21 protein-coding genes are annotated in these 26,965 nt (G+C 64.6%); 10 read left to right on the forward strand and 11 right to left on the reverse strand.

Annotated elements, in window-relative coordinates:
* Nucleotides 1-54 precede the first annotated feature (54 nt).
* From dnaB to KB554_RS11570, 9 genes are all read left to right on the forward strand, one after another.
* Nucleotides 55-1,641 (forward strand): replicative DNA helicase, encoded by a 1,587-nt coding sequence (gene dnaB / locus KB554_RS11530; RefSeq protein ID WP_211036252.1) that lies wholly within the window; start codon nucleotides 55-57, stop codon nucleotides 1,639-1,641.
* Nucleotides 1,642-1,706: 65 nt separating this feature from the next.
* Complete coding sequence (locus KB554_RS11535; RefSeq protein ID WP_211036254.1) at nucleotides 1,707-3,248, forward strand: YifB family Mg chelatase-like AAA ATPase; 1,542 nt, start codon at nucleotides 1,707-1,709, stop codon at nucleotides 3,246-3,248.
* A 37-nt stretch (nucleotides 3,249-3,285) separates the two neighbouring features.
* Nucleotides 3,286-4,386 carry an undecaprenyldiphospho-muramoylpentapeptide beta-N-acetylglucosaminyltransferase gene (murG, locus tag KB554_RS11540; protein ID WP_141428571.1) on the forward strand — a complete coding sequence of 367 codons (1,101 nt, stop codon included), beginning with the start codon at nucleotides 3,286-3,288 and terminating at the stop codon, nucleotides 4,384-4,386.
* 73 nt (nucleotides 4,387-4,459) lie between these two features.
* Entirely contained in the window at nucleotides 4,460-5,842 is a 1,383-nt protein-coding gene (gene murC, locus KB554_RS11545) for a UDP-N-acetylmuramate--L-alanine ligase (protein WP_211036256.1), read from the forward strand.
* Between the two features lie 46 nt (nucleotides 5,843-5,888).
* Entirely contained in the window at nucleotides 5,889-6,989 is a 1,101-nt protein-coding gene (locus KB554_RS11550; protein ID WP_211036258.1) for a hypothetical protein, read from the forward strand.
* Nucleotides 6,990-6,998: 9 nt separating this feature from the next.
* Nucleotides 6,999-8,471: a cell division protein FtsA gene (ftsA, locus tag KB554_RS11555; RefSeq protein ID WP_211036259.1), complete on the forward strand. Its 1,473-nt coding sequence runs from the start codon at nucleotides 6,999-7,001 to the stop codon at nucleotides 8,469-8,471.
* 182 nt (nucleotides 8,472-8,653) lie between these two features.
* On the forward strand, nucleotides 8,654-9,970 hold the full coding sequence (gene ftsZ / locus KB554_RS11560) for a cell division protein FtsZ (RefSeq protein WP_211036260.1): 1,317 nt from the start codon (nucleotides 8,654-8,656) through the stop codon (nucleotides 9,968-9,970).
* Between the two features lie 16 nt (nucleotides 9,971-9,986).
* A complete protein-coding gene (gldE, locus tag KB554_RS11565) occupies nucleotides 9,987-11,267 on the forward strand; it encodes a gliding motility-associated protein GldE (protein ID WP_211036261.1) in 1,281 nt (426 codons plus the stop codon).
* Nucleotides 11,264-11,935, forward strand: a complete 672-nt coding sequence (locus KB554_RS11570) for a 4'-phosphopantetheinyl transferase superfamily protein (RefSeq protein WP_211036262.1) — start codon at nucleotides 11,264-11,266, stop codon at nucleotides 11,933-11,935. The genes gldE and KB554_RS11570 overlap by 4 nt, the downstream gene beginning before the upstream one ends.
* Here KB554_RS11570 and KB554_RS11575 read toward each other — a convergent pair.
* Nucleotides 11,932-13,332 carry a BamA/TamA family outer membrane protein gene (locus KB554_RS11575; RefSeq protein ID WP_211036337.1) on the reverse strand — a complete coding sequence of 467 codons (1,401 nt, stop codon included), beginning with the start codon at nucleotides 13,330-13,332 and terminating at the stop codon, nucleotides 11,932-11,934. The genes KB554_RS11570 and KB554_RS11575 overlap by 4 nt on opposite strands.
* Nucleotides 13,333-13,451: 119 nt before the next feature.
* Here KB554_RS11575 and KB554_RS11580 point away from each other — a divergent pair, with 119 nt between their 5' ends.
* A complete protein-coding gene (locus KB554_RS11580; protein ID WP_211036263.1) occupies nucleotides 13,452-14,111 on the forward strand; it encodes a pentapeptide repeat-containing protein in 660 nt (219 codons plus the stop codon).
* A 94-nt stretch (nucleotides 14,112-14,205) separates the two neighbouring features.
* Here KB554_RS11580 and KB554_RS11585 read toward each other — a convergent pair whose 3' ends face one another.
* The 10 genes from KB554_RS11585 to KB554_RS11630 form a co-directional block, all read right to left on the reverse strand.
* Nucleotides 14,206-15,411: a C1 family peptidase gene (locus tag KB554_RS11585; RefSeq protein WP_141428587.1), complete on the reverse strand. Its 1,206-nt coding sequence runs from the start codon at nucleotides 15,409-15,411 to the stop codon at nucleotides 14,206-14,208.
* A gap of 37 nt (nucleotides 15,412-15,448) precedes the next feature.
* Nucleotides 15,449-17,746 carry a type I DNA topoisomerase gene (gene topA, locus KB554_RS11590; RefSeq protein WP_211036264.1) on the reverse strand — a complete coding sequence of 766 codons (2,298 nt, stop codon included), beginning with the start codon at nucleotides 17,744-17,746 and terminating at the stop codon, nucleotides 15,449-15,451.
* An 84-nt stretch (nucleotides 17,747-17,830) separates the two neighbouring features.
* The gene (locus KB554_RS11595) at nucleotides 17,831-19,504 is read right to left on the reverse strand and encodes a DUF4270 family protein (RefSeq protein ID WP_211036265.1); all 1,674 of its coding nucleotides are present in this window, start codon (nucleotides 19,502-19,504) and stop codon (nucleotides 17,831-17,833) included.
* Nucleotides 19,488-20,294 (reverse strand): glycogen/starch synthase, encoded by an 807-nt coding sequence (locus KB554_RS11600; RefSeq protein ID WP_211036266.1) that lies wholly within the window; start codon nucleotides 20,292-20,294, stop codon nucleotides 19,488-19,490. Before KB554_RS11600 ends, KB554_RS11595 begins: the two co-directional genes overlap by 17 nt.
* Nucleotides 20,295-20,350: 56 nt before the next feature.
* On the reverse strand, nucleotides 20,351-21,400 hold the full coding sequence (gene queA, locus KB554_RS11605) for a tRNA preQ1(34) S-adenosylmethionine ribosyltransferase-isomerase QueA (RefSeq protein ID WP_141428595.1): 1,050 nt from the start codon (nucleotides 21,398-21,400) through the stop codon (nucleotides 20,351-20,353).
* A gap of 60 nt (nucleotides 21,401-21,460) precedes the next feature.
* Nucleotides 21,461-22,177 (reverse strand): tRNA pseudouridine(55) synthase TruB, encoded by a 717-nt coding sequence (gene truB / locus KB554_RS11610; RefSeq protein ID WP_141428597.1) that lies wholly within the window; start codon nucleotides 22,175-22,177, stop codon nucleotides 21,461-21,463.
* Nucleotides 22,174-22,968 (reverse strand): undecaprenyl-diphosphate phosphatase, encoded by a 795-nt coding sequence (locus KB554_RS11615; protein ID WP_141428598.1) that lies wholly within the window; start codon nucleotides 22,966-22,968, stop codon nucleotides 22,174-22,176. The genes truB and KB554_RS11615 overlap by 4 nt, the downstream gene beginning before the upstream one ends.
* 165 nt (nucleotides 22,969-23,133) lie before the next feature.
* Nucleotides 23,134-23,394 (reverse strand): DUF3098 domain-containing protein, encoded by a 261-nt coding sequence (locus KB554_RS11620; RefSeq protein ID WP_141428600.1) that lies wholly within the window; start codon nucleotides 23,392-23,394, stop codon nucleotides 23,134-23,136.
* Nucleotides 23,395-24,276 (reverse strand): permease-like cell division protein FtsX, encoded by an 882-nt coding sequence (locus KB554_RS11625; RefSeq protein ID WP_211036268.1) that lies wholly within the window; start codon nucleotides 24,274-24,276, stop codon nucleotides 23,395-23,397. It lies immediately after the preceding gene.
* A 148-nt stretch (nucleotides 24,277-24,424) separates the two neighbouring features.
* Nucleotides 24,425-26,929: a YfhO family protein gene (locus KB554_RS11630; RefSeq protein WP_211036270.1), complete on the reverse strand. Its 2,505-nt coding sequence runs from the start codon at nucleotides 26,927-26,929 to the stop codon at nucleotides 24,425-24,427.
* Between the last annotated feature and the right edge of the window lie 36 nt (nucleotides 26,930-26,965).

Consider the following 26,965-nt stretch of genomic DNA (forward strand, 5'->3'; position numbering starts at 1 on the left):
TGATATGTCCGCCCGAATCGCTACTTTTGACCTTCGAAAGATTTCGATAACTTCATGGCGAAAGATTTTACCCCCTCCTCCCGCAACCGGGAGGCGTTTGCGGCGCTGACCGATACGGCCGGCAACGTCCCTCCCCAGGCCGTCGAGCTGGAGGAGGCCGTGCTGGGCGCGTTGATGCTCGAAAAGGACAGTATCATCGCCGTCCAGGAGTTCATCACGCCCGAAGCCTTCTACACGGAGGAGCACCGGCTGATCTACAAGGCCATCGAGGAGCTGTCGATGGAGCTCAAGCCGATCGACCTCTACACGGTGACCGAGCGGCTGAAGGTCAAGAAGGAGCTTAAGAAGGTGGGCGGCGCGTCGTACCTGGCGCAGTTGACGCAGAAGGTCGGCTCGGCCGCGAACGTCGAGTTCCACGCCAAGATCATCGCCCAGAAATACGTGCAGCGCGAGCTGATCCGTTCGGCCACCGAAATCCAGAAACGCTCCTACGACGAATCGACCGACGTGACGGACCTGATCGGATTCGCCGAGGGCGAGATATTCAAGGTCGCCGAGGGGCACGTCAAGCGTTCGGTGCAGTCGTCGAAGGACATCCTGGCCCGCGCGCTCATGCAGATCGAGGAGGCGTCGAAAAACACGAGCGCCTTCAACGGCGTGCCGTCGGGCTTCATGGCCCTCGACCGCGTGACGCTCGGCTGGCAGCTGTCGGACCTCATCATCGTCGCCGCGCGTCCGTCGATGGGCAAGACGGCCTTCGTGCTCTCGATGGCCCGCAACATGGCCGTGGACCACGAGCAGGGCGTGGCGTTCTTCTCGCTCGAAATGTCGGCCGTGCAGCTGATGATGCGACTCATCATCGCCGAGACGGGGCTTTCGGGCAACGACGTCAAGTCGGGCCGTCTGACGCCCGAGCAGTGGCGTCATCTCGAATCGGCCACCAAGCCGCTGGGCGCCGCACCGCTCTATATCGACGACACGCCGGCGCTGTCGGTCTTCGAGTTCCGCTCGAAGGCCCGGCGGCTGAAGATTCACAACGACATCAAGATCATCATCATCGACTACCTCCAGCTGATGACCGGCAACCAGGACACGAAGGGCAACCGCGAGCAGGAGGTGGCCTTCATTTCGCGCACGCTCAAGGCCATCGCCAAGGAGCTGAACGTGCCGGTGATCGCCCTCTCGCAGCTGAGCCGCGCCACCGAGATGCGCGGCGGGTCGAAGCGGCCCCAGTTGTCGGACCTCCGCGAGTCGGGGGCCATCGAGCAGGACGCCGACATCGTCGCCTTCATCCACCGTCCCGAGTATTACGGCATCAATCAGGACGAGAACGGAATGCCCACGGCGGGCATGGCCGAGATCATCCTGGCCAAGCACCGCAACGGCGCGGTGTGCGACGTGAACCTGCGCTTCCTCAAGGAGCAGGCGCGCTTCGCCGATCTGGAGGATTCGATGCTGCCGCCCGCGCAGGCGGCCGACGCCCGGCAGGCTTACGACGACTACGCCAGCGGTTCGAACTCCGTGCCGGGGACGGGATTCGGCGGCGCTCCCGGGACCGGATTCGGCGGCGGGCTGGGTTCGGTCGGGAGCTCGGAGTTCGACCTGACGCCCCGCTCGCTCGACGAGGAGGCGCCGTTCTGACGGAAATTTTTAGCGCCGGGCGGGGCGGTCCCGTTCCGGCGCGACAACGCATAAACGATACGGATATGTTCGTTCGCACCTATGCCGGAGCCATTTCCGGAATCGACGCCGTGGCGGTCTCCGTCGAGGTCGATATCACGGGCGGCGGTCTGGGCATGTACCTCGTGGGGCTGCCCGACAATGCCGTGAAGGAGAGCGAACAGCGCATCCGGGCGGCCTTCGGGAACTCCGGGGAGCGCATGTCGGGCCGCAAGGTGGTCGTGAACCTTGCGCCGGCCGACCTGCGCAAGGAGGGTTCGGGCTTCGACCTGCCGATCGCCGTGGGGATTCTCGCGGCGATGGAGCGCGTCGCGGCCGGCGCCGTGGCCGATACGATGTTCGTCGGGGAGCTGTCGCTCGACGGGTCGCTCAAGCCCGTGCGGGGCGTGCTGCCGTTGGCGATTCGTGCCCGCGACGCCGGGCTGCGGCGGATCGTGCTGCCGGCGGACAACGCCGCCGAGGCGGCCGTGGTGGAGGGCGTCGAGGTGCTCGGCGCGGAGTCGCTGCGCGAGGTGATCGACTGCCTGAACGGCGTGACGGAGATCGCGCCGGCCCGTCCCGCAGCGGGGGAGGACGCCGCGTTCCCCGGGACGTGTTACGGCGAGGATTTCGCCGACGTGAAGGGGCAGGGACATGCCAAGCGGGCGCTGGAGATCGCTGCGGCGGGCGGCCACAACGTCATTCTCGTCGGGTCGCCCGGTTCGGGAAAGACGATGCTGGCGCGGCGGCTGCCGACGATCCTGCCGCCGCTCACGCCCGAGGAGGCGCTCGAGACGACCAAGATACACTCCGTGGCGGGAAAGATCGCCGCGGCGGGCGGACTGATGACGCGTCGGCCTTTCCGGGCGCCGCACCACCTCACGTCGCAGGTCGCGCTCATCGGCGGCGGACAGTCGCCCAGTCCGGGCGAGGTGTCGCTGGCCCACAACGGGGTGCTGTTTCTGGACGAGCTGCCCGAGTTCGGGCGCAGCGTGCTCGAGGTGCTCCGGCAGCCGCTTGAGGAGCGGCGGGTCGTCGTCTCGCGGGCGCGGTACAGCGTGGAGTATCCCGCCAACTTCATCCTCGTGGCGGCGATGAACCCCTGTCCGTGCGGGTATTACAACCATCCGGCGCGGGAGTGCGTCTGTTCGCCGGGGACGGTGCACCGTTATATGGGCCGGATTTCGGGCCCGCTCATGGACCGCATCGACCTGCATGTGGAGGTGACGCCCGTGGCGCCCGCCGAACTCGCGGCCGCGGCCCCGGGCGAACCGAGCGCGGCGATCCGCGAACGGGTGGTGCGGGCGCGCGGGATGCAGGCGGAGCGGTTCCGCAACCTGCCGGGCGTGCATACGAACGCGATGATGAACAGCGCGATGCTGGCCGAATACTGCCGTCTCGACGCGGCGTCGGCGGCGTTGCTGGAGCGGGCGATGGAGCGGCTGGCGCTCTCGGCCCGGGCCTACGACCGCATCCGGCGGGTGGCGCGCACGATCGCCGACCTGGCGGGACGCGGACGGATCGGGGCGTCGGACGTGGCCGAGGCGATCAACTACCGGTCGCTGGACAGGGGCGGCTGGGGACAGTGACGCTCCGTGCGGAACGAAACAGGAAAACGCAGAAGATATGAAACGCATTATACTTTCGGGAGGCGGCACGGGGGGCCATATCTACCCGGCCGTGGCGGTGGCCGAGGCGCTGAAGCGCCGCTTCGGCGAACAGGTCGAACTGTTGTTCGTGGGCGCCGAGGGCAGGATGGAGATGGAGAAGATTCCGGCGCTGGGCTACCGCATCGTGGGGCTTCCGATCGCGGGGTTGCAGCGGCGGATGGACTGGCACAACCTCGCCGTGCCCTTCAAGGTGCTGCGGTCGCTGCGGCAGGCGCGGCGGACGATCCGCACGTTCGGGGCCGACGTCGTGGTGGGCTTCGGAGGCTACGCCAGCGCACCGGTGCTGTGGGCCGCGCAGCGGATGGGCGTGCCGACCGTAATCCAGGAGCAGAACTCCTACGCGGGGGTGACGAACAAGATTCTGGCGCGCGGCGCGCGGCGTATCTGCACGGCCTACGAGGGGATGGAACGCTTCTTCCCGGCCGACCGGATCGTGCTCACGGGCAATCCCCTGCGGGGCCGTTTCTCGAAGGAGGGAGCCGACCGTGCCGAGGCGCTGAGGCATTACGGCCTGACGGCCGGCCTGCCGACGGTGCTGGTGGTCGGGGGATCGCTCGGTACGCGCTCGCTCAACGAGATGATGAAGGCGTGGATCGTGCAGACCGGCGGCACGGCCCCGGTGCAGGTGATCTGGCAGACGGGCAAGTACTACGAGCGGGAGATGCAGGCCTTTCTGGCGGCGCACCCCGCGGCGCACGTCTGGCAGGGAGCCTTCATCGAGCGCATGGATTACGCCTATGCGGCGGCCGATCTGGTGATTTCGCGCAGCGGCGCGGGGACCGTCTCGGAGCTTTGCCTCGTGGCGAAGCCCGTCGTTTTCGTCCCCTCGCCCAACGTGGCGGAGGACCACCAGACGAAGAACGCCCGGGCGCTGGAGCGCAGGGGGGCGGCCGTGGTGATTCCCGATGCGGAGTGCCGGACGCGGGCCATGCCGCGGGCGCTGGAGCTGCTCGCCGACCGGGAGGCGCTGGCGGAGATGAGCCGCCGTCTGGAGGCGCTGGCCCGTCCCGACGCCGCGGAGCGGATCGTGGACGAGATCGTGCGGGCGATGGCCTGACGGCTGCGGACCCGGGGCGGTACGCCTGTGCGGCGGCCGCGAAGAAGACGAATGCAAACGACAGAGCGAAGTTATGAAGTTCGACAATATCTATTTTCTCGGGATCGGGGGAATCGGCATGAGCGCCCTGGCCCGCTATTTCCTCCGCGAGGGCAAACGGGTGGCGGGCTACGACCGCACGCCGTCCCTGCTGACCGGAGAACTGGAGGCCGAAGGGGCGGCGATCCACTATGAAGACGACGTGCGGCGGATTCCCGGTCCGTTCCGCGATCCGGCGGCCACGATGGTGGTCTATACGCCGGCCGTGCCCGACGACCTGGGCGAGTTCCGCTACTTCCGCGACGGGGGCTTTTCCATCGAGAAGCGGTCGCAGATGCTCGGACACCTCTCCGAAGGGAAATACGTGATGGCGGTGGCGGGGACGCACGGCAAGACGACCACTTCGACGCTCGTGGCGTGGCTCAACCGTGCGCTGACGGGCGGCGGTTCGGCCTTCCTCGGGGGCATTTCGAAGAATTTCGGCGGCAACCTCGTGCTGGGCGACGGACCGCGGCTGGCGGTCGAGGCCGACGAGTTCGACCGTTCGTTCCTGCGGCTGCATCCCGACGTGGCCGTGGTGACCTCGGCCGATGCGGACCACCTCGACATCTACGGGACGCACGAGGCCCTCAAGGAGGCCTTCGCGCAGTTCGTGCGGCAGATCCGGCCGGGCGGCGCGCTGATTCTCAAGCAGGGGGTGGAGATCGTGGCGGACAACCCCGGTATCGCGGTTTACCGCTACTCCTACGACGAGCCGTGCGACTTCTACGCCCGCGGCGTGCGGCTGCTCGAAGGCGGGCACTACCGCTACGACGTGGTCACGCCGTCGGGTGTGATCGAGGGGTGCACGCTGGGCGTTCCGGGATGGGTCAATATCGAAAATTCGGTGGCGGCCGTGGCCTCGGTGTGGTGTGCCGCGAAGGCGGAGGGCGCGGAGCCGGACGCCGATGCCCTGCGCGGGGCGCTGGCCTCGTTCTCGGGCGTGAAGCGGCGGTTCGAGTTCTACGTCAATACGCCGAAGCAGGTTTACATGGACGACTATGCGCACCACCCGCGCGAACTGGCGGCGACGCTCGCCTCCGTCCGGCGGATGTTCCCCGGGCGGCGCATCACGGCGCTGTTCCAGCCCCACCTCTACACCCGCACGCGAGATCTTTACGTGGAGTTCGCCGAGGCGCTGTCGCATGCCGACGAGGTCGTGCTGCTGCCGATCTACCCGGCGCGCGAGGAGCCGATCGAAGGGGTCTCGTCGGAGCTGATCGCCGGGCTGGTGACTGTCCCCTGCCGCATCGTGGAGCGCGGACGGCTGGCCGACGAGGTGGCCGCCATGCCGACCGACGTGGTGATCTCGTTCGGCGCGGGCAATATCGACGCCTGCTGCGGGGCGCTGGCCGAACGGCTGCGGGCGAAGAGCTGAGGCGGCGTCCCGGGCGGATGAATGGAAGCGAACGGAACAACGGACATTGAACCGGACTCTCAAATACGCGTTGCTGACGCTGCTCTGGGCGGCGGTCGCCGGATACATGCTCTGGGCGGCCGCTGCGGCGCGCCGTGCGCGGAAGGCCCGGACGGTCGCCCGCATGGAGATCGAGGTGGTGGACAGCACCTCGCAGGGGCATCTGGTGTCGGCGGCGATGGTCCGCGGCTGGATTTCGGACAGCGGGATTCCTACGATCGGCACGGCTGTTGATGAGGTGGACCTGTCGGGGATCGAGACGCTGATCGCCCGCAACGGTTTCGTGGACGAAGCGGTGGCCTATGTCGATTACGGTGCGGTGCTGCATATCGGGATCAGCCAGCGCAAGCCGCTCCTGCGGCTGCTGACCGACGGCATGAACGCCTACGTCACCTCCGAGGGGTACGTGTTCGCCGCGCCGCGCGCCTCGTCGCTCTACGTGCCGGTGGTGACCGGACCGTACCGGCCGCCCTTCCCGGCCTCCTACACGGGCGACGTGAGGCGGCATATCGACGAGCAACTGCAGGAGATCGAACGGCGCATCGAACAACTGGAGCGGGAGAAATATCCCTATTACCGCCGCGAGATCGAGAACGACCGCGACATCGCCGCGCTCCGCCGGATGCGGATCAAGCGGCGCTGGTGGCGGCTGGAGAGCTCCGGGGAGTTCGACGCCCGCGTCAGGGAGCTGCGGGAGAAGAAGGCGCGGCTGCGGCGCGATTACCGCTACCGGAGCCGGGTGATCCGCGAGCGGATCGAGGGGATCGCCGCGCAGCAGGAGGCCGAGCGGCGGGCGCAAAAAAAATTGGAAAAAAGCTACGAAGATTTCATGAAACTCCTTACCTTTGTGAAAATCGTCGAGGACGACGGTTTCTGGAGGTCGGAAGTGGTGCAGATCGCGGCTCGGACGACCCCCAGCGGCGCATTGGAGGTGGAGCTTACGCCCCGGAGCGGCCGTTTCACGATCCTCTTCGGCCGGTTGGACGACATCGGGGGGAAGTTCGACAAACTGTTGCGGTTCTACCGCAGCGGCCTTTCGTCGATCGGTTGGGACGAGTACCGGACGATCGACGTCAGATACAGGAATCAGGTGGTTTGCAAGAAATAAATTTGTACCGTGGAAAGAAAAAATTATACCGTAGCCGTCGATCTGGGCTCTTCGTCGGTCGTCGTGGCGGTCGGCTCGAAAGGGGCCGAAGGGACGCTCGACGTGGCCTGCGTCGTCTCGAAACCCGTCGAAGGGGTCCATGCCGGCAAGATCGAGAATATCGAGCTGGTGAGCCGGGCCATCCGCGAGGCGGTGGAGGAGGTCCAGGAGCAATTGGGCATACGCATCACGGAGGCGTATGCCGGCATCTCGGGCGATTTCGTCCGCTGCGCCCGCCATACGGACCACGTCTTCGTTTACGATCCGCAGAACGGCGTCAATCGGAAGGACGTCGATGCGCTGTTCGACAGGATGCGCAACGTGCAGGCGCCCGACGACGAGACCATCATGGAGCGCGTGCCCCAGAACTACATGGTCGATGACAGTCAGGAGGTGCGGAACCCGGTGGGGTCGTTCGGCAAGAAGCTCTCCTCGACGTTCAACTTCATCCTCTGCCTGCGCACGCCGATCCAGCGGCTCGAAATGGCGCTCAAGCGGTTGGGGATCAAAATGCTGGGAGTCGTTCCGGGGGCGCTGGCCTCGTCCGAGGCGGTGCTGCTGCCCGACGAGAAGGAGGAGGGCGCGGCGGTGGTAGATATCGGCGCGGGCGTGACGGACGTGGCGGTCTATTACCGCAACGTGGTGCGTTACATCGCCTCGATCCCGATGGGGGCGTCGGCCATCAACCGCGACATCCGGACGATGAGCGTTCCCGAAAAACACGTCGAAAGCCTGAAACAGAAGTACGGTTCGGCCGTCGCCGAACTGGCCTCGGACGAGAAACTCATCCGGGTGAACGGCCGCACGGCCCGCGAGGCGAAGGACATCCTGCTGCGTAACCTGGCCACGGTCATCGAGGCCCGCGCCACGGACATCGCGGAGTTCGTCATGCAGGAGATCCGCGATTCGGGCTACGACGGGAAACTCGCCTACGGCATCGTCCTGACGGGCGGCTCGGCCCGTCTGAAAGACCTCGACGAGCTGTTCCGCCGCGTGACGAAGATGGACGTGCGCGTGGCGCTTCCCGAGGCGGGGATTTCGGAGGAGTCGCAGGCCCGGATCGCCGATCCTGCCTTCTCGACGGCCGCGGGCATTCTGCTCCGGGGGGCCGAACAGGGCGGCTGCGCCTTCGCCGAGCGGCCGCAGTCGCCGGCGGACGCGTCTGCTGCCGCCGAACCGCGGCGCCCGTTCGCTCCCGTACAGCCGCCGCAGCCCGCGCCCGGGTTCCGGCATGTGCCGCCCCGTCCGCATCAGGAAGAGGCGCCGGCTGTCGCTGCGGCCGAACCGGCTCCGGAGGAGGAGACCGCCGGGCAGCGGGAGCGGTCGGGGGAGCGTCCGGCGTCCGAAGCGCCCCGGCGCAAGCGCGACTGGGGCTCGATCTTCCAGAAGACGTTCGACAAGATCAACAAGAGTTTCTCGGCGGCCGAGGACGAGGAGATTTAGGGCGGGTCCGTTCGTCTGCATTCCGGTCGAAATCCCGGCTGAATCCCCGGCTGCGTTGCGGCAAGTTCCCTCCGAGGAGAGGGGTTTGGGGGAGGGCCGGATTTGTAAACGCCGCGGAAACCCGCTTACCTGCGGGAGAAAAAGGGTAATTTAAGTTGTTTGGATAATTAGGAAATAACGATATGACAGACGAATTGATGTCGGAAATCAAGGCTCCGCGTACGGACGGGTCGATTATCACGGTGGTCGGAGTCGGCGGGGCCGGAGGCAACGCCGTGAACCACATGTGGAACCTCGGCATCCGGGGCGTGACCTTCATGGTCTGCAACACGGACCAGCAGGCGTTGGACAAAAGCCCCGTGGAGCGGAAAATCCGCCTCGGGGCCGAGGGGCTCGGTGCGGGCAACGATCCCGAGAACGGGCGCCGCGCCGCGGTCGAGACGCTGCCCGAAATCCGCCAGCAGCTCGAGGAGGTCGGTACGAAGATGATCTTCATCACGGCCGGCATGGGCGGCGGCACGGGTACGGGCGCTTCGCCCGTCATCGCCAAACTGGCCCGGGAGATGGGACTGCTGACGGTGGCCATCGTCACCTCGCCGCTGGCCGTCGAGGGCAAGATCCGTTACGAGCAGGCGTTCCGCGGCATCGAGGAGCTGCGGCAGAACGTCGATTCGCTGCTCATCATCAACAACGAGAACATTCTCGAGATCTACGGGCGCCTCTCGCTCAAGCAGGCCTTCGGCAAAGCCGACGACATCCTGGCTTCGGCGGCGAAGGGCATCGCCGAGATCATCACCGTGGAGAGCGATCTGGTGAACGTCGATTTCGCCGACGTCTCGAAGGTGATGCGCGACAGCGGCCGCGCCCATATGGCCGTGGCCGTGGCCGAAGGCGACAACCGCGCCGAGGCGGTGGCCGAGGCGTCGCTGCGCTCGCCGCTGCTGGACCACAACCTCATTTCGGGGGCGAAGAACATCCTGCTGAACATATCCGTCTCGGACGCCGATGCGCTCATGTACGAAGAGGTCGTGCGCATTCTCGAATACATCCAGGCCCATGCCAGCGTGCAGGACGACCGCGGCGTGATCCACAACGCCAACATCATCTGGGGTACGAGCGAGAAGCCGCAACTGGGCAACGCCATCGAACTGGTGGTGGTGGCCACGGGCTTCGAGGGCGACGAGGAGCAGCACGGAATGCATCCGATCGTGCCTGCGGCGCGCAATGCCGAGCAGCCTGCGGCCGAACCGACGGCTCCGGTGCTGGAGCCGATCAAACCCGCCGCGCCCAAACCCGCTCCGCGCCAGCCCGAACAGGTCGTGCTCGGCGCCAAACCGACACGTTACAGCAATATCGAGGCGCTGCTGGCCAAGCCCGCCTACCAGACGCGCAACTCGGCGTTCGTCGTGCAGACCTCGGGCGGCCGCAAGGAGGTGCTCCGGGACGAGGCGGCCGGAACGTCGAAGGAGGAGCCGAAGGGCGGCTCGCTGTTCGATTAACTAATCGTCGGAAAGTTTGGAAGAGACCGGTTCCTGGATCGTATTCAACGGGTTCGAACCCCGCATTGCCGCGCTTTGCGCGGTGACGCTTTTCTTGTTGTGTGTTTCGGCGCTCGTGTCGGGGGCCGAAACGTCGTTTTTTTCGCTGTCGCACAATGACGTGAACCGTCTCAAGGCGAGTCGGAGCGCATCGGCGGGGGCCGTGCTGCGCCTGCTGACGGACGTGGACATGCTGCTGGCGACGATTCTGGTGGTGAACAACTTGGTGAATGTCTGCATCGTCATCCTCACGTCGGGTATCATCGACTCGCTGTTCACCTTCCTGCGTTTCGAGTTCCTGTTCAAGACCGTGCTGGTGACCTTCCTGCTGCTGCTCTTCGGCGAGATCCTGCCCAAGGTCCTGGCGCAGACCGTTCCGGTGGGGTTCGCCTCGGCCGTGGCGCGGCCTCTGCTGGCGCTGCGGCGGATTTTCTACCCTCTGTCGTATGCGCTGGTCCATGCCAGCAGCCGCATCAGCGAGAAAGCGGCGCACCGGAGCGAAATTTCGCTCGACGAACTGGCCGATGCCGTGGACATGACGCAGAGTTCCTGCCGCGAGGAGCACGTGATGCTTTCGGGCATCGTCAGCTTCGTCAATACCGAGGTGCAGGAGATCATGAAGCCCCGCGTGGACATGACGGCACTCGATATCAAAGACGACTACGAAACGGTCAAGCGCACGATCATCGAATCGGGCTTCTCGCGCATTCCGGTCTATGAGGAGGACATGGACAACATCCGCGGTACGCTCTACGTGAAGGACCTGCTGCCCTATATCAACAACGACCGGGATTTCGCCTGGCAGCAGCTCATCCGCAAGCCCTTTTTCGTCCCCGAGCACAAGAAGATCAACGACCTGCTGGCCGATTTCCAGACGAACAAGATCCACATGGCCGTCGTCGTGGACGAATACGGCTCGACGCTGGGGCTGGTGTCGCTGGAGGACATCATCGAGGAGATCGTGGGCGAGATTTCCGACGAGAGCGACAACGACGAGTGCTTCTATACGCGCCTCGACGCCCGGAGCTATCTTTTCGAGGGCAAGACCCACCTGGGGGATTTCGAACGGATTCTCGAGCTCGGAGAGGGCACCTTCGCCGACGTGAGGGGCGAGGCGGAGACGCTGGCGGGACTGATGCTCGAACTCAAGCGCGACTTCCCGCGCAAGGGCGACGTCTTTACGGCGCACGACATCCGGTTCACGGTACAGGAGACGGAAGGACACCGCATCGACAAAATCCGGGTCGATCTGTTATGAAACGATTGCTGACGCTCGCCCCGATGACGGAGGCCGAGGCGGCGCCCTGGGTGACCGGTGAGGAGCTCGCGACGGCTGCCGGGTTCGGTTCGGCGGTTCGCCGTGCGGAATTCCTGACGTGGCGGGCCGTCGTGCGGCGCGAGCTGGGGCGCGACGTGCGGATCGCCTACGATGCGAACGGCGCACCCTGCCTGCCGGGGCGCGCCGAACGGATTTCCGTCTCGCACTGCCCGGGCCGGGTGGCGGTCGTGCTGTCGGAGGGACCGTGCGCCGTGGACATCGAATCCGAGACGCGGAACTTCGGCCGCGTGATCGCACGGTACATGACCCCTTGCGAACGGCGGCTTTCGGAATCCGCCCTGTGGCCCGCCGTGGCATGGTGCGCCAAGGAGGCGCTCTACAAATATGCGGGGCGGAGGGAGCTGGACCTGCTGCGCGACCTGCGGCTGCTGGAGGCGGACCTCGGCGAGGGGTTCGATCCGCTGCCGGGGGGAAATTCCGGTGTCGGAGTGACGGCGGCGTCCGCAGGGACCGGCGTTCCGGGCGAAGAGCCTGTCGGCATGGCGGACGGTGCGGCGGGGAAGGTGACGGGTTCCGTCTGCGGCGGCGCGCCGGTGACGCTCTCCGTGCTGCGAACGGCGGGGTATCTCCTCGTCTTCCGGTATTAGAACGCCTCCGAAGCCGTGAAGAGGAAGGCCGAAGAGCGTTTCCGGTCCCACGGCAGATTCGGGTTGCCGTAGTTGCCCCAGCCGTAGTCGAGGCGGATATTCATGCGATTCTTGAATTCGAAACGGTAACCGCAGCCGAAACTGCAAAGCGTGTTGCTCCAGCGGAAGCGGTTCGTGCCCCATACCTGTCCGCCGCCGATCCAGGCCACGACGCCGTGGCGGCGGTAAATCTTCTGTCGCAGTTCCGCCTGCGCCTCCACGAGCCGCTTGTCGCGGTAGCGCCCCTCGTAGTAGCCGCGCATGCGTTCCATGCCGCCCATCTTGGCGTACATGTGCCACGAAGGGGTTCCCGCCGTGGCGTCGGCATAGAGGTCGCAGGCCAATACGGCTCCTTTCCAGAGCCGCTGGTAGAAATCGAACGTCAGGGTGAAGCGGCCGAACGTGCGGCGCGTGTTGCCCAGCCACTCCGGATACCATTTGGCTTCGGCCTTGACGAAGACGCCTTTCGAGGCGTTGAACGTCACGTCGCGCGTATCGTACTGCGCGAAGATACCGACATGGGCGTTGAGGGCGTTGGGGCGGTCGCCCGTTGCGGCGATGTAGTTCGAGAAAGGATCCTGCTTTTCGGGCAGGTAGCGCCCTTCGAGCCAGAGGTCGTAGAGTTCGCCCCGCTGCCCGCCGGGTTTTTCGTACCGGCCGTCCCGGATGCCTTCGAGGTATTCCGTCATGCCGCTGCTCCGATAGGCGGCGCCCGTGTAGTTGAGGCCGCCGCTCACGCCGACGTAGAAACGTCCGGCGAGCGACGTGCAGTAGGAGACGTTGACAGTGCCCATCGTCGTGGTGAGGTCCTGGGCGTAACCCTCCTTTCCGGCTTCGTAGCCGATGCCGTAGAAGGCTCCCGGGAAATAGACGAAGGCCCCCGAATAGCTCAGCCGTTGGCGGTTGTGGTTGAAGAGGTTGTCGCCGGAGAAGCGCAGCAGCACGAACTTCTGGGTCGTGAAGTTGCCGTAGATGGAGACGTTCGAGGGTGCGGTGACCGAATCCGTGCGGTCGAGGCGGTAGAGTCCGGCGAGCAGGAATCCGATCCCGAAGCCGACGTCGGAGGAGTAGTTGGGGCCCGGCGCGATGCTCCAGTCGATCTTCTTTTCGAAGGTGCGGTCCACGTTCGAACGGCTGTAATAGTCGATGATGCGGCGGATCAGTCCGGGCCGTTTCGCCGCGGTGTCGCTGCGGAGGGTGTCCGCGGGTGCGGCGGCGGGATATGCGCGGACCTCTCCGATTCGGTCCGGCGCGGTCCGGACCGAGGGGCGTGCCGTCGGGCATTCGGCCGTCTGCGCCGCGGCGGGGCGGATGATGCAGACGAGCAGCGTCGAGAGCAGCAACGCGCTCTTTATCAGAAATGTCACGTGCATATTCCGAACAAAGGTAGCAATTATTTCCTATCCGGCAAAAACCTCCGTCGGCCGTTCCCGTTTCCCGGACGATCTTCCGGAAAATTCCCTATCTTTGCGGACGTATGGAACAATCCGCATCTCCGGCGATCGCCCCTCCGCGGCTGCCTCCCGAATCCGGAGCGCCGGCCGGTTCGGCCGTGCTCGTACCGGAAGGTGAGATCGAGGGCCTTTCGTTCCGCGGCGTCGCGCTGCCGTCGGAGGATTGCAGCCGTCTCTCCGTGCAGGGATGCCGTTTCTCGGGATGCCGGCTGGGAGGTGCGGTGTTCCGCGGCTCCCGTTTCACGGACGTCCTCTTCCGGAACTGCGACCTGTCGGTGGCCGACTTGCAGGGCGCGAGTTTTTTCCGTGTGCGGTTCGAGGAGTGCAAGATCGCCGGGGCCGGATTCGCGGAGACGACGCTGCAACACGTCGTGTTCGGGCACTGCAAGGGCGAATTCGTCAATTTCTCCCGTTCGCGGCTGCGGAGCGTCCGCTTCGCCGGGGCGCAGCTTCGGGGCGGTTTCTTCGACGGATGCCGCTTCGAGCGGGTCGTGTTTTCGCAGTGCGGGCTGGTGACGGCCGACTTTTCGGGAACGCGCCTCGCGGGGATCTCCTTCGCCGATTCCGACATTCGGTGTATCCGGCTCCGCGAGGTCGTTTCGCCCGAGCTGAAGGGATTGCGGGTCAGCCCCGAGCAGGCCGTCGGGCTGGCGCGCCTGCTGGGCGTCGAGATCGGGGAGTGACCGGCCGGCGGCCCTTTTCTCCTATACGCAATCATGCGCGCGGCCCGCTCTCCGGAGAGCGGGCCGCGTCGTGTCTGCGCCGTTGCGGCGAGGCCTATTTCAGGCCCAGCTTTTTGGCGATCTCCTTCGGAATGGCGTTCTTGTTCACCATGATCGAGGTGGTTTTGTAGGCCACGAAGGGTTTCGAGAAGTACCAGAATCCGTCGTAGGGAGGCACGGTGTTCCACGAGTTCTGCACCTTGTAGTAGGGTGTGCCGTTCTGGTCCTCGGCGATGCCCATGATGAGCATGCCGTGGTCATCGGTGGTCTCGAAGTTGTCGAACGCCGTCTGACGCATCTCCTGCGTGATCGTGCGCTCCTTGCCGGGCTTGTCGAAGGAGTAGAGCGCCTTCTCCTTTTCCTTGTCGGTGAGCTTGCCCCAGCGTTCGGCTTCCGTGCCGCTCATGCTCTCGGTGTCGGCTTCGGGAATGACGCCGATGGCCTTCGTGCGGCTGAAGCCCTTCTCGCTGACGTCCGTGCCCCACGATACGGTGTAGCCGTTGGCCAGCGCGTGGTCGATCGTGGCCATCATCTCCTCGAGCGGCAGGTTGTAAACCGTGCCCCACATCCAGTTGTCGGGAACCTCGATGATGAAGCGCGTGTAGAAGGGATGGTGCGTGAACGACGAGAGGTCCACGTAGTTTTCCATGTCGATCGGCAGCGATGCGGCGAACGATTCGGGCGTGTACTCCTTGCCCTCGTAGGTGAACGTTTCGGGCATCGGGCCGAAGTACTCGTCGAGGAGGGCGTTGAAGCCGCGTTTCCAGGCCGTCGAGAGGGGCTTGCCGCTCTCCGCGGCCTTGAGCACGCCGTCGAGGTAGGCTTTGAGCACGACCGACAGCTCGTGGAAATCGGGTTTCTCGGTTCCGTAGTTCAGGCCCGGATAGACCTCGAAGGGAACGATGCCGTGGGCCTTGATGCCCTCCGTCACGTCGTGCGAAGCGCCTCCCTCGGCGAAGTTCAGCTCTCCGTGCAGGCGGATGTACTTCTCGGCCTTGTCCATGAACGAGTGGCGGACGATCCACATTTCCGAGAGGTGCATCTCGGGGCCTCCGGCCTTGAGGATTTCGCTCTCGAGGAACGACAGGGTCGAGAAGCACCAGCAGGTGCCGCTGCGGCTCTGGTCCTTGACGGGCGTGGTCGGGATGAGCTTCACGTCGGTGAATTCGTAACCCGACGCGGAGTCGTTCTGATCGGCGGTCTGCGCCGTGGCCGTGCAGGCGAGGCAGACTGCGAGTGCGGAAAGCAGCAAGTTTTTCATAGCGTATTGGGGTTTTGTGTCGTTGTGGTTCTGCGAATCATTTCTTCGACTCCGAAACGATCTTCAGACAGTCGTCCAGCGTCAGGGTTTCGGGCTTGGTTCCCCGCGGCAGGCGGTAGTTCTTGCCCTTGTAGGCGATATAGGCGCCGTAGCGGCCGTTCTTGACGAGCATGTCGGGGTCTTCGGGGAAGGTCCGGAGCGGCGTATGGGCCGCAGCGGCGGCCGCCTTGTGCTCCCGGACGAGCTCCACGGCCCGCTCGTAGGTGATCGTGTAGGGGTCGTCGGTCCGCGCCAGCGAGGCGAACGACTTTCCGTAGCGGACGTAGGGTCCGTACTTGCCCAGTCCCACGATGAGCTTCTCGCCGTCGAGCAGTCCCAGGTCGCGCGGCAGGGCGAAGAGTTCGAGCGCCTCGTCCAGGGTGATCGACTCGATGAGCTGCCCCTTCCTGAGCGAGGCGAAGCGGCCCTTCTCGCCTTCGGCGCCCTCGATCTCGACCATCGGGCCGTAGCGTCCGATGCGGGCCTTCACGACATGTCCCGTCGCAGGGTCGTTGCCCAGGATGCGCACTTCGCGCGTCCGGGCGGGCTGCATGGCGATCGCCGAGTCCACCATTTTGTGAAACGGTCCGTAGAAGTTGCCGATCATCTTCTCCCACGTGATGTCGCCTTCGGCGATGCGGTCGAACTCCTTCTCGACGTTTGCCGTGAAGTTGTAGTCGATGATCGGGCCGAATTGCGCCTCGAGGTAGTCGTTCACCACCATGCCGATGTCGGTCGGCGAGAGGCGGTTCTTCTCCTTGCCGAAGCTCTCCGTGAGGGTCTTCGTCGTGAGTTTGTCTCCCGTGAGCGTCATCTGCGTATAGTTGCGTTTCGAACCCTCCTTGCTCTGGCGGACGACATAGCCGCGGTTGATGATCGTCGTGATCGTCGGGGCGTAGGTCGAGGGGCGGCCGATGCCGAGCGCCTCCATCTGCTTGACCAGCGACGCTTCGCTGTATCGGGGCGGAGCCTGCGTGAAGCGCTCCGTCGCGGTGATCTGCGCCGGCGTCACGCGGTCGCCGGCCGTGAGTTTCGGGAGCAGCCCCTCGCCGCTCTCGGCGGCCTGGTCGTCGTCCGTGGATTCGGAATAGAGGCGCAGGAATCCGTCGAAGCGGATGACCTCGCCCTGGGCGACGAACTGGTGCTCCGAACCGCTGATGTCGATGGTGATGGTCGTGCGGTCGAGCTCGGCGCAGACCATCTGCGAGGCGACCGTGCGTTTCCAGATCAGGTCGTAGAGTTTCTTCTCGGCCGGCGTGCCTTCGATCGTCTGGCGGTCGATGTACGACGGGCGGATGGCCTCGTGGGCCTCCTGCGCGCCCTTGGTCTTGGTCTTGTAGTTGTGCCACGACGAGTATTTCTCGCCGTAGAGTTTCGTGATCTCCTCCTTGCACTGCGCGAGCGCCTGCTGCGAGAGGTTCACCGAGTCGGTACGCATGTAGGTGATCAGACCCTGCTCGTAGAGGTGCTGCGCCACGGACATGGTTTGCGAGACCGACATGCCCAGCTTGCGGCCCGCCTCCTGCTGGAGCGTCGAGGTCGTGAAGGGCGGCGCGGGATAACGCTGCGCGGGCTTCTCCTCGGCTTTCGACACCGTGAACTCGGCGCCGGCCGAGCCGCGGAGGAACGCTTCGGCCTCGGCGGCCGTCTCGAAACGCGAGGACAGCTCGGCCTTGAAGAGTGTCTTGTCCGCATCTCCGGCGGGGTAGAACTGCGCCACGACGCGGAAATAGGGAGTCGAACGGAAAGCGATGATCTCGCGCTCACGTTCGACGATCAGCCGCACGGCGACCGACTGCACTCGGCCCGCCGACAGCGCCGGCCGCACCTTTTTCCACAGCACGGGCGAGAGCTCGAAGCCCACCAGCCGGTCGAGGATGCGGCGCGCCTGCTGGGCGTTCACCAGGTCCATATTGACCGTGCGGGGTTTCTCGATAGCTTCGAGGATCGCCCGCTTGGTGATTTCGTGGAAGACGATGCGTTTCGTCCGATCGACCGGGAGCCCCAACACTTCGGTCAGGTGCCATGCGATGGCCTCTCCTTCGCGGTCTTCATCGGAAGCGAGCCACACGGTCTTCGTCTTCGCGAGTTTCGCGAGCTCGTCCACGACCTTCTTCTTGTCGCCCGGAATCTCATAGACGGGCTTGAAGCCGTCGTCGATATTGATTCCGAGGTCCTTCTTCGAGAGGTCGCGGATGTGTCCGAAGCTCGATTTTACGATATAGTCCTTGCCGAGGAACTTCTCGATGGTCTTGGCCTTGGCAGGGGACTCTACGATGACTAAATTGTCCTGCATTACGTTGTTTTGATGGCTTTTTCAGAAATGCGAAAACCTAAGCATCTTCAACACTTAGGTTCCGCACAAGGGTTTCTCTTCGGTTTATTTGATCATGTTGTACGCCAGTTCGAGCCGGATCGGAGCGTTGTTTTCGCCGCCGTCGGTCGCCATGCCCTGCAGGATGCCGAAGGCCGTGGTGTAGAAACCTCCCGCCTCCGGGGCGAGGTAGATCGTGCGGTTCTGCACCTTCGAGAGGTCCACCGCACGCCCCTCGGCCGCGGCGGCCTGCTTCTCCTTCATGTAACTGTTCCAGAGCGCCTGGGCGTAGGCCGTGATATTCATCTTGTAGCATCCCTGGCTGCGGTTCACGTATCCGCCGTAGTCGAGCGTCGTGTTGTACTGCGACTCGTAGGTGTAGTTGTAGTCCGCAATCGGGGTCCGCGTCTTGTAATTCGTGTAGAGGCCCAGCCGGGAGGGGGCGGCCGTCATTTCGTCGGTCAGCCGCACGATGTCGGGACCCGAGCCGTTTCCCGGGACGATCTCCTGCCAGTCGTAGGCGCCGTCGTTGAAATAGACAGACATGGTCACCTGGCTGAATGCCAGCGTCCTGAAATCCTTGCCTTCCGCTTCGTTCGCTTTCTCGATCTCCCGTTCCAGCGCCTCGAAGAACGCTTCGGTGAAGGTGATGTCGCTCACCACGCCGCCGAAGCCCTCCACGCGTACGCGAGCCGTCTCCGGGCGTTCGTCGGCCTCTCCGGCTGCCGGTTCGCGGGCGTTGGCGATTTCGAACAGCGCCTCCTTCGCCTGCGAATAGTCGTGGTAGGCCGTATTGACCGAAACGTTGCCGTGATCGACCGAACCTTCGTAGAAATAGTAGAGCATCTGGAGCGTATCCTGGATGAGCGTGGGGTCCGCCTCGACGCGGTTACGTCCGTAAACGGCGAATCCCGACGACTCGAGCGTCGTACCGAAGATCGTCCCTTCGCCCCGGTCGGCGGTCAGCGGCATGGCGGGATCGGGACAGATGTAGAAGCCCCGGAACTCCTCGACCCACTGTTCGAGACTGTCGATGCTGTATATCGAGTAGTCGTCCTTGTAATCTCCCTGCTGCAACATCAGCCGTTGGATGTATTCCCGGCCCGATTCGGTGGGCTCCAACGTGACGGCCGTGGTGGCGGGGCCTTTGTCTTCGCCGCCGAGCGTGAAGTAGAACAGCGGCCCCTCGGTTTCGTCGATCACCCCCTCCTTCACCGGGTCGAAGTTGAGGTAGAAGGTCGTGTCGCGCTCCGATTTTCCGGCGGCTACCGGCTTGTCGGTGATATATTTGTTGCTTTTTACCTCATAGACCGCGAACCGCTGTTCGGTCAGCGTATCCCTGCCGTAGGAGGCGATGGAGATGAGCAGTTGCGCCGAGTCGAAGATCGGTTTGTATCCGAAATACCCCTCCTTGATTTCGGAGAGGTTGATCATCTGCGTCAGGAATCCCGCCGTGCGGAGGCCGAGCGTGTCGTTGAGCTGCGAGCCGAAGTAGCCCGACGAGAGGTTCGACGAGACGACCGAGTCGCTCTGGAAAAGACGCGTGGTGACGTATTTCGCCTTGTCCTCGCCGCTCTCCGGGAACCGGACGAATCCGGCGCGCATCTGCTGGTTGTCCGGAACGAGATTGCCTCCCAGCGTGTCGTCCACCGAGGTGCAGCCTCCGAGCGTCAGCGTGACCGCCGAAAGGACCGATGCCGCGCCGAACAGCAGGCGGAGGAGTTTATTGGATCGCTTCATAGAATCGGTTGTAATTATCGAAAAAGTCCGCAGCCTCGGGCGATTGGTATTCGAGCACCGGTTTCCCGCTCGCACGGGCGATCTCCAACACGGCGGGATCGGCTTTTTCGGACGCCACCGCCACGCCGTCGGCATACTCCATAACGAAGCGGCAGAGGTTTTCGTATGACGGAGCGGAGAGAATCTCCAGATTTTTGTCCTTGACGCCCTCGCCGGCGATCTTCTGGGCGAAGGCCGGGTCGAGCTCTCCGGGGAAGGCGTCGTCGCAGAGCGAGACGACGATCTTCACGTCGCGGAAGATCGGGTCGTCGGCGAAGACGTGTTTCAGGTAAACGGGCACGACGCCCGAGAACCAGCCGTGGCAGTGGACCACCGTGGGAGTCCAGCGCAGCTTCTTGACCGTCTCCAGCACGCCGCGTGCGAAGAAGATGGCCCGTTCGTCGTTGTCCGGAAAATAGCGCCCTTCGGCGTCGGTCAGCACGGCCTTGCGCGAGAAGTAGTCGTCGTTGTCGATGAAATAGATCTGTACGCGGGCGGAGGGAATCGACGCCACCTTGATGATGAGCTGGTGGTCGTTGTCGTCGATGATAAGGTTCATGCCCGAGAGGCGGATCACCTCGTGCAGCTGGTGTCTGCGCTCGTTGATGCAGCCGTAACGCGGCATGAAGGTGCGGATTTCGTTGCCGCGTTCCTGCATAGCCTGCGTCAGCGCACGGCAAAGCCGGGAGCTCTCCGTTTCGGGAAGATAGGGCGTGATCTCCTGACACACGTACAGAATCTTGCTTGCCATGATTCGTGAATTTTTATTTGGACGCTCACATTACTCGCAAAGATACGAAAAAAATCTTAAAGAATAAGCATCGCGTCGCCGTAAGTGCCGAAACGGTAGCCCTCCTCGCGGGCCGCCTTGTAGGCGTTCATCACGGTTTCGTACCCGCCGAAGGCCGCCACCATCATCAGTTGCGTGGAGTAGGGCAGGTGGAAGTTGGTCACCATGGCGTCGGCCACGGTGAAGTCGTAGGGGGCGAAGATGAACTTGTTGGTCCATCCCTCCATCGGCTTGATCATGCCGTTGGTCGAAACGGCCGTCTCGATCGTGCGCATGACCGTCGTACCGATGGCCGCGACCCGGTGTCCCGCGCGCTTGGCCGCATTGACCGCCTCGGCGGCCTCGTCCGTGACGAAGAACTGCTCGGAGTCCATCTTGTGCTTCGAGAGGTCCTCGACGTCCACCGTGCGGAAGTTGCCCAGCCCCACGTGCAGCGTGATGAAGGCCCTGTCGATGCCCTTGATCTCCATGCGTTTCATCAGGTGTTTGGAGAAGTGCATCCCGGCCGTCGGGGCGGCCACGGCCCCCTCGTGGCGGGCGAAGATGGTCTGGTAACGCTCCGCGTCCTCGGGCTCCACCTTCTCGCGCACCCATTTGGGCAGGGGCGTCTCGCCCAGGCTGAAGAGCGCCTGCTTGAACTCCTCGTAGGAACCGTCGAAGAGGAAGCGCAGCGTGCGGCCGCGCGAGGTGGTGTTGTCGATCACCTCGGCCACCAGCAGGTCGTCGTCGCCGAAGTAGAGCTTGTTGCCGATGCGGATCTTGCGCGCCGGGTCCACCAGCACGTCCCACAGCCGCAGCTCGCGGTTCAGCTCGCGTAGCAGGAAGATCTCGATCTCGGCGCCGGTCTTCTCCTTGTTGCCGTACAGACGCGCGGGAAAGACCTTCGTGTCGTTGAAGATGAAGAGGTCCTTTTCGTCGAAATAGTCGATGATGTCCTTGAAAATGCGGTGTTCGATGGTCCCCTTGGCCCGATTGACGACCATCAGGCGCGATTCGTCGCGGTTCTCGGCCGGGTATTTGGCCAGCATTTCGGGCGAAAATTCGTATCCGTACTGCGATAACTTCATATTGAACGCTTTTTTACGTGTCGGAACAAAAGACAGATTAATCCCTATACGCGGAAAAAGCTATTTTGTTTCAATATTTTGCAATTTTTTGAGAAATTCCTCCAGGTCCCAGGCGTTTTCGAGGGTGAAGCCTCCGCTGCGGGTCCGGCGCAGCGACGTGAGGTGCGCGCCGCTTTGCAGCGCCTCGCCGATTTCGCGGGCCAGCGAGCGGATGTAGGTTCCCTTGCTGCACCGCACGCGGATGCGCATGCGCGGGAGGTCGAACTCCTCGATGTTCATTTCGTAGATCGTGATGAGCGACTTGCGCAACCGGGTCGTCTCGCCGGCGCGGGCCAGCTCGTAGGCGCGCGTCCCCTCGATTTTCTTGGCCGAGAAGAGGGGCGGCTCCTGCAGCCGTTCGCCCGTGAGCGACCGCAGCGCCTCTTCGGCCGCTTCGCGCGTGACGTGTTCCCACGGATAGGTGCGGTCCACGGGGTGTTCGAGGTCGTAGCTCGGGGTCGTGGCCCCCAGCATCACGTCGGCCGTGTACTCCTTCTCCTCGGCCTGCAAGGCGTCGGCGAGTTTGGTGGCGCGGCCGATGCAGACGAGCAGGATGCCGGTGGCCAGCGGATCGAGCGTCCCGGCATGCCCCACCTTGATCCTGCGGTAGCCGAGTTTGCGCAGCGTGAACTTGATCTTGCGGACCACGTCGGCCGAGGTCCAGCGCAGCGGCTTGTCCACGACGGCGATATAGCCGTCCTCGAAGTCGATGCCGTGCAGGTCGGGCGTCTCTTTCATCGGATGAGGTAGCTTGCGATGGAGACGATGCCGGCGGCGGCGCAGTAGGCGGCGAACCAGATCAGGCGGCCCCGCTTGACGATCTCGAGCATGAACCGGCAGGCCAGGCAGCCCGTGAGGAACGACGCGGCGAATCCCGCGACGAGCGGTCCGGCGGCCACGCCGGCCGTCAGTTCGCCGCTCGCGGCTTCGAGCAGCGTCTCGCCCAGAATCGGGGCCAGCACCATGAGGAACGAGAACTGCGCCACGGCCGTCTTTTTGTTGCCCAGCAACAGGCCCGTGGCGATGGTCGATCCCGAGCGCGAAAGGCCCGGCATGGCGGCGCAGGCCTGCGCGAGGCCGATGACGAAGGCGTCGCGGTAGGAGATCGTCTCCTTCTGCCGCGGTTTGGCGTAGTAGGCGAAGGCGAGCAGCGCGGCCGTGAGGAGGAGCATCGCGCCGACGACGGCGAGGATACAGGGGGCTTCGAGCAGGGCGTTGAGCTGGTCTTTGAGGAGCAAGCCGACGATACCGATCGGAATCATCGACACGACGAGTTTGAGCACGTAGGCCTGCTCTTCGTTGAACCGGCGCGAGAAGAGCCCTCCGAGCAGGCGCCATACCTCGCTCCGGAGTACGACGATCGTACTGAGCACCGTCGCGGCATGCAGCACGACGTCGAACGTGAGGTTCTCTTCGAGCTCGACGCCCAGCAGCTCCTTGGCGATTTGCAGGTGGCCGCTGCTCGATACGGGCAAAAATTCCGTGATACCCTGCACGATGCCGAGCAGGATGGCTTGAAGTGTATCCATAGAACGGTTTGGGTGGTTGTTTCGTATTGTCCGTTGTCTGCCGGAACCGACGGATTGTCGCCCGGATGCGTGCGTCTGCCGGAGCCGGAGCCTGACGGCCCGCCCGAAGGCGCTCCGGCGGGCGGTTTCGGCGGGCTGCGCCGGGGGATGCCGGCTGCCGGAGGATCAGTCGTAGCGTTTCAGGATCGCGTAGATCTCCACGACGAACCCTCCGATGACCAGAATCGGCGCCAGCGTGATGCGCCGCCACGAGAACATGGCGTAATCGAACTCGTCGGGCGAGTCGCTGCCGCCGCCGGCCATGAGGACGAAGCCCAGCACGATGACGGCGAACCCGGCCGCCAGCAGGATGTAGTTGCGGCGCGTGAGAGGCATCCGGGGATTCTCCCCGGCAGGCTCCTGGGCCGTTTTCCGCTCTTTTTTCATTTAATATAGGTATATCTTGTTAGACTTCATGTTCACGAACTTGTTGAGGGCCGCGAAGGTGAAGACCCCCGATATGAGTACGCCTCCTGCAACCATCGCGCCGAGAATGAGGGCGATCTTGCCCGCTTCGGCGATGGTCAGCAGTTCGGGCACGGCTTCGTTGAGCCCATAGACCGCCACGCCGAACAGCACCGAGGCGATGGCTCCGGAGAGGATGCCCTGCGTGACGCTGCTCCCGAGGAACGGGCGCATGATGAACCACTTGGTCGCGCCGACGAGTTTCATCGTGTTGATCAGGTAGCGTTTCGAATAGATCGCCAGCCGGATCGTGTTGCTGACCAGAATGAGCGAGATCAGCAGCAGCGCGCCTCCGAAGAGCAGCAGCACCAGCCGGATTTTTCCCACCGTGGCGTGCAGCCGTTCGGCCATGAGCGCCGGATACGACACGCGGTCCACCCCCTCGATGCGCTCCGCGGCGGCGATGAACTCCGCGAGCAGCTCCTTGTCGGCCGACGCCGGGGTCAGCGTGAGTTCGAACGAATCGAGCAGCGGGTTCTCCTCGAGAATCTCCTCGAAGGCGCTGTCGAACATCTTGCGGAACTCCTTGTCCTCGAGTTTCGCCTCTTTGGGAACGTAGGCGATCGTGGCCACGAGGTCTTCGGCCGCGAGGCGTTTCTCGATCGCGTCGCGCCGCTCGGGCGTCGTCTCCCGCTTCAGCTCCACGGTGATGGCGATGCTCTCCTGCAACGTGTCGGCCACCTTCAGCGCCGCGACCATCAGATACCCCACCGAACCCAGCAGGAACAGTACGAGCGCGATGCTGACCGTCGATACGATATAGGAGTTGCGGACCTTCCGTCTGAGTCGTTTGTCGTCTTTCATCTTCGATTCGTGCCTCTTTTGTTTCATTCGTGTTGCCGGGACCCGCCCCTTCCGGCGCTCCTGCCGTTCCCTCTTCGTGCGTGTGCGGTCCGTTCCGGATGTCCGTTCGCGGCGGGACGGCGGTCCCTTTTCCTCTGCCGGGAACGTCTCATGCCTCGTCGGTTCCGCTTTCCGGCCGTTTCCTGCGGCGTTTCCAGCAATACCCCGCCGTCGCGGCGGCTCCCAGCAGGATGAGCGCCGAGCAGATGCCCGTCACGCCCTCGGCCGCCGCCCAGTGCGGGGCGCGGAACCTCCATTCGACGGTATGTTCGCCGGCCGGCAGCCGCATGGCCCGCAGCACGTAGTCGGCCCGGAAGTAGGGAGCCTCCTCGCCGTCCACGTAGGCCGTCCAGCCCTTGTCGTAGTAGATTTCGGAGAAGACCGCGAGGGCCTCTTCGGGTACCGAGTATTCGTAGCGGAGGTAGTTGGGGCGGTACTCCGCGAGGTCGATCCGGGCCGAGGCGTAGATACCCGTGGGCATCGGGCGCGCCGCGGCGGGCGTGTCGGACGACGTGACGGCCGTCGTGCGGAGGTTCACCTCGCCCAGCAGGGCGATCTCCTCCTGCGCCGAGGCGGCGCGGACGAGGCTGTCCACGAACCATGCCGCCCCGAAAGCCGTCGTGCGGCGCTTCGCTTCGGGGGCGCCCTCCTTGCCGGGGACGATCAGATAGCGGGTGTTGAGCATGTCCAGCACCCCGTCGTCCAGTTGCGAGAGGTAGCGGTCTATCAGGTCCTGATAACGTGCCAGCTTGGCTCCATGGTATCCGCCGACGGAACGGTGGAAATAGGAGGTCGTGGCGTCGTTGAAGGGGCTGACCGTGAGGTTCAGTACGCGGTATCCCGGATCGCAGTCCTGCAGGATCGTCCTGTCGGCGTCCGTCTGCGTCACTTGCCTGCGGCGGGGCGAGGTGAAGTTGTCCGCGGAGAGGAACCGCAGGTCCACGGGAACGAGGTCCGTCAGTACGACGGCCGCCAGCAGGGCCGTGAGCGCGTATTTCCCGATCCGCCGCAGGGCGAAGAGCGCGACGGAGCCCGCCGCGAGCAGGATCATCAGAAGCGACCGCCAGGCGTCGGAGCGCATCATCGCGGCGCGGTCGGCAGCCATCGCCGCGCCGGTGGCGTCGCCCCATTCGGCGTCCGTGCCGCGGGAGATGTATTCCTGCATGTCGTTCGCCTCGAAGATGCGGCGGAACTGTTCGGTCATCATCTCCGCGCTTTCGGCGCGCCCGAAGTCGAACAGCGAGCCGCCGGCCACGGCCAGCAGCAGGCAGACGCCTCCCGTGACGCCCGCCGACCAGGCCAGTGCGCGCAGCAGGCGCCGGCGCGGAACGTCTCCGCTCCAGAGCCGTGCGAGGGCCAATGCCCCGAGCACCGGCACGGCCCACTGGACGACGACCAGCGTCATCGAGACGGTGCGGAACTTGTCGTATCCGGGCAGGATGCGGAAAGCCAGCTCCGTGAAACCCATCAGATTGCGGCCCCAGGCCAGCAGGATCATCACCGCGCAGACGGCGACGATCCACCATTTGTTGCGGCCTCCGGCGAGGGCGATGCCCAGTGCGGCCAGGAACACCGCCGCCGCGCCCAGGTAGGTCGGGCCGCCCGTATAGGGCTGCGTGCCCCAGTAGGCGGGTAGCTGCTGCGCCGCCCCGCGCAGGCCGTAGCCGTCGAGCAGGGCGGCCGTCTCCCCGTCGGCGGGGAGGGTCGTGCCCGAGTCGCGGCCCATGAAGTCGGGCACGAGCAGGTTGAGCGTCTCCGCGCGGCCGTAGCTCCACGCCGTGGCGTAGTCGAGCGCCAGTCCGTCGCCGGAGCTTTCGCTCCCGGAGGCCAGCTCCGAGCCGCCGCGGATGGTCTCCTTCGAGTGCTGGGCCGTGTACCAGAGGGGCGCGAAGTTCGATCCCGCGGCCAGCAGGCCCGCCGCGGCGAGCGCCGCCGTGCGCAGGGCGAAGTTCCGCATCCGTCCTTCGCGGAAGGCCGCGACGGCCTCGCTCGCCCAGAATGCGGCCATCGCCACGAGGAAATAATAGGTGATCTGCGGATGGTTGGCGCCGATTTCGAGCGATGCGGCGAGGGCCGTGACGGCCGCGCCGCACCAGACGTTGCCGCGCAGGGCGACCCATGCGCCGCCCATCATCAGGGGCGCGTAAACCAGCGCCCACATCTTCGTCACGTGCCCGGCGCCGATGATGAGCAGGAAGTAGGTCGAAAGACCGTAGGCCAGCGCCGGAACCGTGCCCACCCAGGGGTTGACGCCCGCCATGAGCAGCATGCACCACATGGCCGCCATGGCGAAGAAGATGAATCCGGCGGGGGTGTCGATCGCCTTGACGATCTGGCCTGCGGTGCGTTTTACGAGCTGGGCCGGGTAGGCGACGTTTATCAGGTAGGCCGGCATGCCGCCGAACATGCCGCCGGTCCACTGCGGGTCTTCGCCCGTCGAGGCGCGCATGTCGGTGATGTCCCGGGCCATGCCTTCGTATTGCAGGACGTCGTGCTGCGGCAGCACTTCGCCCCGGAACTGCGGGGCGAAATAGAGGGCGCTCACGACGAAAAACAGTGCGAGGACCGCGGCTGCGGGGAGCAGCCTTTTGAGAAATCCTTTCGAAAAATCCATTCCGTCGATTCTTTACCGATTGCCAAAGGTACGAAA

The sequence above is a fragment of the Alistipes sp. Marseille-P2263 genome, assembly GCF_018101075.1.
Lineage (GTDB): Bacteria > Bacteroidota > Bacteroidia > Bacteroidales > Rikenellaceae > Alistipes > Alistipes dispar.

What these genes read in the sequence shown, in the direction of transcription:
- ftsZ (WP_211036260.1), top strand. Translation starts at nt 8,654, where the DNA reads ATGACAGACGAATTGATGTCGGAAATCAAGGCTCCGCGTACGGACGGG.
- queA (WP_141428595.1), bottom strand. Translation starts at nt 21,400, where the DNA reads ATGAAGTTATCGCAGTACGGATACGAATTTTCGCCCGAAATGCTGGCC.
- topA (WP_211036264.1), bottom strand. Translation starts at nt 17,746, where the DNA reads ATGCAGGACAATTTAGTCATCGTAGAGTCCCCTGCCAAGGCCAAGACC.
- KB554_RS11570 (WP_211036262.1), top strand. Translation starts at nt 11,264, where the DNA reads ATGAAACGATTGCTGACGCTCGCCCCGATGACGGAGGCCGAGGCGGCG.
- KB554_RS11595 (WP_211036265.1), bottom strand. Translation starts at nt 19,504, where the DNA reads ATGAAGCGATCCAATAAACTCCTCCGCCTGCTGTTCGGCGCGGCATCG.
- KB554_RS11580 (WP_211036263.1), top strand. Translation starts at nt 13,452, where the DNA reads ATGGAACAATCCGCATCTCCGGCGATCGCCCCTCCGCGGCTGCCTCCC.
- KB554_RS11620 (WP_141428600.1), bottom strand. Translation starts at nt 23,394, where the DNA reads ATGAAAAAAGAGCGGAAAACGGCCCAGGAGCCTGCCGGGGAGAATCCC.
- murG (WP_141428571.1), top strand. Translation starts at nt 3,286, where the DNA reads ATGAAACGCATTATACTTTCGGGAGGCGGCACGGGGGGCCATATCTAC.
- KB554_RS11625 (WP_211036268.1), bottom strand. Translation starts at nt 24,276, where the DNA reads ATGAAAGACGACAAACGACTCAGACGGAAGGTCCGCAACTCCTATATC.
- KB554_RS11630 (WP_211036270.1), bottom strand. Translation starts at nt 26,929, where the DNA reads ATGGATTTTTCGAAAGGATTTCTCAAAAGGCTGCTCCCCGCAGCCGCG.
- KB554_RS11615 (WP_141428598.1), bottom strand. Translation starts at nt 22,968, where the DNA reads ATGGATACACTTCAAGCCATCCTGCTCGGCATCGTGCAGGGTATCACG.
- KB554_RS11600 (WP_211036266.1), bottom strand. Translation starts at nt 20,294, where the DNA reads ATGGCAAGCAAGATTCTGTACGTGTGTCAGGAGATCACGCCCTATCTT.
- murC (WP_211036256.1), top strand. Translation starts at nt 4,460, where the DNA reads ATGAAGTTCGACAATATCTATTTTCTCGGGATCGGGGGAATCGGCATG.
- KB554_RS11535 (WP_211036254.1), top strand. Translation starts at nt 1,707, where the DNA reads ATGTTCGTTCGCACCTATGCCGGAGCCATTTCCGGAATCGACGCCGTG.
- dnaB (WP_211036252.1), top strand. Translation starts at nt 55, where the DNA reads ATGGCGAAAGATTTTACCCCCTCCTCCCGCAACCGGGAGGCGTTTGCG.
- truB (WP_141428597.1), bottom strand. Translation starts at nt 22,177, where the DNA reads ATGAAAGAGACGCCCGACCTGCACGGCATCGACTTCGAGGACGGCTAT.
- KB554_RS11585 (WP_141428587.1), bottom strand. Translation starts at nt 15,411, where the DNA reads ATGAAAAACTTGCTGCTTTCCGCACTCGCAGTCTGCCTCGCCTGCACG.